The sequence below is a fragment of the Bartonella tribocorum genome (assembly GCF_002778015.1).
Classification (GTDB): domain Bacteria; phylum Pseudomonadota; class Alphaproteobacteria; order Rhizobiales; family Rhizobiaceae; genus Bartonella; species Bartonella tribocorum_B.
The window spans coordinates 1-4,052 of sequence record NZ_NJPP01000061.1 but is presented as its reverse complement, the minus strand read 5'-3'; the positions used below and the strand labels follow the sequence as shown (position 1 = coordinate 4,052).

Annotated in this window: 1 pseudogene; it reads right to left on the bottom strand. The window is 45.4% G+C overall.

What is annotated here, in order from left to right:
* Positions 1-4,052: pseudogene (locus CEV08_RS09025) on the bottom strand (hemagglutinin repeat-containing protein); the annotation flags it as partial.

The window sequence follows — 4,052 nt, the reverse complement described above, 5'->3', positions numbered from 1 at the left end:
ATCCTTCATCAGATAAATCATTGATCATGTCTAAGCGATTATGCACTGCTCCCTCAAGCGATGTGGCGTCTATTGGTGCGACAGCTTGGTGGGCTGCTGCGGTATTGCGGTTGAGAGAGCCAATGATTTCTCCAGCATCTTGCCCCATCACCCTCTGATTGCTTTCACCGGTTAAGATGATGGCGCCATCGCTGATAGCCGATTTGGTTTCACCTTCTGCTCCATCCTTGGCTTTACCATGATTTAAAACATTCTTGGCAATGTTTTTTATCGTGTCATTTCCAGAAAGGCTAAAACCATGGCTGCTGGCTGTCGCATGCGCACTGTTGGCAATATCACTCGTCGTAATGGTTCCTGTGGTCAATTTATTTTTGTCGGCTGAGGCACTGCTGTCAATAAGGCCTCCGGTCAAGTTTGTTGCACCCGCCACTGTAATATCAAAGCCACCATCACCCGCTTTGATGCCGGATTGTTCCACAACACTGTGATAATCACTAGAGGATTGATCCTTTTGGAAAGAGGCGCTCATTGAACCTCCACCACCCGTTGCTCCAGCACCAAAGCCAACAGAAACAGAATTTTGCTTGCTGGAACTTTGTCCTGTATCACTGAGGCTGGTAATGGTGAAATCACCCCCAACACCCATCTCTACACGGTTTCCAGAAACTACAGCGCCTGCCAATGTGGTGTTTCCTCCACTATTGTTATGAACAGTGCCGGTGCCTATAATATGGCTGTTCTTATGTTGAACCTGTGCACTGGAGCCTTCCCCTTGACTAAAAGCAGCACTACCCGTTGCCCCTGCGCCACCCGTGCCATAACCGTAGCCAACACTCATTGAAGCACTTTCACTGCTGTTTTGTGTGCTCTGCGTGTTTTGTGCACTTTCAAAGAGGATATGTTGTTTTGCATCCAAGGTGATATTTCCGCTTTGTTCATCATTGTTCAGAGGATTTGTACCAGCAATAATATCAGCGCCAACACCATGAATGCTGCCTTTGTGGGCTTGCATGTTGATAGAATGCCCTGCTTTTATTGTTGTGGTCACCGCGGYGGAGACTTCAGAAGAAGCTTCTATTTTCTCTGTCTTAAAGCCCACTGTCACACTGCCAGATGCACCAGATATATTCGCAAGAGCATCCTTGGTGGAGCCCCCTATCCTTCCTAATGGGCTGCTTAGTCCTTTCGTTATATTCCCCTTTTCTCCTGTATTACCACTCAACCAATCAACAAACTCCCTGCCTTTGGTAAAGAGGTGATTGATTTTCATGCCAGTCAGTATAGCATTTCCAATTGTACCGTTCTTCCTTTGTGTTTGCGCTATGACGATTATGACCAGGCAAAACATTCACATTATGGGCTGCTGAAAGCTTAATATCTTCCTCTGCGCTAAAGTCAGAACCAACCACTTTCACATCTTCTTTTTTGGCGGTGATGATGATATTTTTACCATTGAGCAAAGAGCCTTGATGTTCAAAGCTTTCTTCATTCTCTGTCTTTTCCTCACTCCCATATATCGAAACAAAACCCTTGCCTGATCCCACACCAAAACCCGTTTCATGAGTTTCTGAATGGCTGCTATGGTGATCTGTCATGCCATCAATCGTCACGCTTTGTCCTGCCATACTGATATCTTCATTGGCAATCATATGAGAAGCTGTGATTTTGCTATCTCTTTGTGCGTCTAACACAATATTGCCCGTCGCCCCAAGGATAGAGGAAATCGTTGTTGTATGGGATTCAGATGTATCGGAAGATTTTTCATGCAAAAAGCCACTTTTTGAGGATTGCTCTTGCTGATCATACTTTTCTTGCACACCTTTGATGAGAATATTGCCACCAGAGTGCACGGTAATATCCGCTTGTTTCTGATCTTCTGGCGTTTCTCCTGTTTTGCCGGCTGTAAGCGTCGAGGCGACAACTTTCGTGTTGTTTCCTGAATCAATGGCAACACCTTTGCCCCCCGATATGAGTGAACCCACAACTTGGGACGCATCAATCTTGTTATGCTGGGATTTGCTGCTACTGAACACCCCACCCTCTTTATGATACGACATCTCATAATGTAAGCTATTTTCCGCATTGTTGATGAGAATATCGTTGCTGGCTTTCAGCCCAACCTTGCCCTCAGCCGTAACAGAACTGCCCGTGATGGTGAGATCATGTGGTTTGCCATCCTGCCCTGCTATCGCCGTAACATCACCCCCAGCATTGATCGAAGAGCCAACGGCTCGCGAGCCTTGCATATCAACTTTAAGGTTTTTATTCTGAAGATGATACGCCATCTCATCGGATTTGGTATCTATTGTGATATTCCCTTGAGCACCAAGAGCAACATTGCCCTTCGCATCGATATCGGACGCAGAGACATGGATATCTTTTCCAGAGAGAACAGTGGTATCTTTTCCTGAACTTAAATGAGAGCCATTGTGCACAGCAACATGGGAGGTTTGATCCCCCTGATGGCTATTGGCACTGTTGCGCGTGGCATCAATCGAAACATTTTCTTTTGCTTGTAAGAAAAGATTATCCKKYGCTTGAACTTCAGAGCCTAAAATATTCAAATCTTTTCCAGAAAGAAGTATTGTTGAGCCGCCAGAATGAACTTCTGATTGTTGATGCATGGTGGCATCACCCTGCGCATCATGGTGCTCGGTTTTAACAGYACCGATTGTYAAATTACCCTGCTCTGTAACCATGGCAAGATCACCCCCWGTGGTGAYCTYYACCCCTGAGGCTGTGATATCTTTCTTAGCAAGAACGGTTGCATTGCCCCCAGAAGACAAGGCATTGGTGTTTAAAACAGTTTCCACACCATCAACCATTGTGCGCCCTGCCTCCAAACGAATATTGTTTTCTGCAAGCAAAACAGCATCACCACCAGCTGCAAAATGCCCCCCTTGACTGAGGATATCCCCGCCATGCACACGCAACTGGTGATTTGCTGTAATCCGCCCTGAATTGATAATTGTTGAAATGCTTGTATTCTGGCTGGTGATATTGACATCATCCCCCATGATCAAAGCACCAGCAGAAACAAAGGAGGCTCTGTCTTTTTCAGGAATGTAAAGCACCGGTGCATAAACATCCATGCCCTTGACCTGTTGGCGAACATAAATCACCATCGGTGCTTCTAAACTTGCCAATTGTTCTTCACTTAAAGGTTCACCAAAGGGGAGATTGTGGGCTTTGGCATATTCTGACCCGACATCCAGCAAACTTTTGACTTGTTCAATGGCATCACTTCCTGGAATAAAGGAGCCTTTGCCCAACCCTTGACCAACCAAATCACGCATTTGTTTTTCAATCAGTTGCTTTTCGAAATAAGCATCTCCTAAGAAAAAAATCTCTCTATCTGGCTTATAACCAATTCTGTTTAAAAAATAGGCGGAACCATAAAATTTGCCAACATCAAGAAAATCTGCTCTCGTTTCATAAATAAAATTTTGTTGAGGCAACGTGCCCCCAACACCCCCCGATTGGGGCTTTGGTAAAGGCAAAGTGCTGCCCTCAGAAAGTTCTTCTGTACCATTGAGATCCACTTTCGGGGTAAACAAAGCACCAGCCCCAGTCAAACCACTCAATGCCTCCAGCGGATTACCTCCAGCCGCTTGGGCTTCAAAATGCGCATCCCCCGTAATGGACCCTTCGGCTGCCGTGTTGTTGAGTTGATCGACCACTAGATTTAAAGTGCCACCCGCTTGCACAAGACCAGAAACGGTATCGAGAACTTCTGAACCAGTTTGGCGATCCTTGTTATTTGCTATATCTAACGAAACATTGCGGCTGCCATCGGCATTATAGGCATAACAATAACTATCTGTATTTGCCTGACAACCAAGATAAGTGTTTTTATAGGCTGTTGCCCCTACATTGGTCAACACATTCGCATGGATATCCGCATTTTCTCCTGCTTTTATAATGCTATAGTTATTCTCAATATTATCAGCGTTAATGATCAGATTACCGTGAGATTGTATCATCCCCTGAGCCGCCGATTTATGCGAAAACGTCTGCGTGACAGTCTCCTCTGTCATATGGGACCAATTATT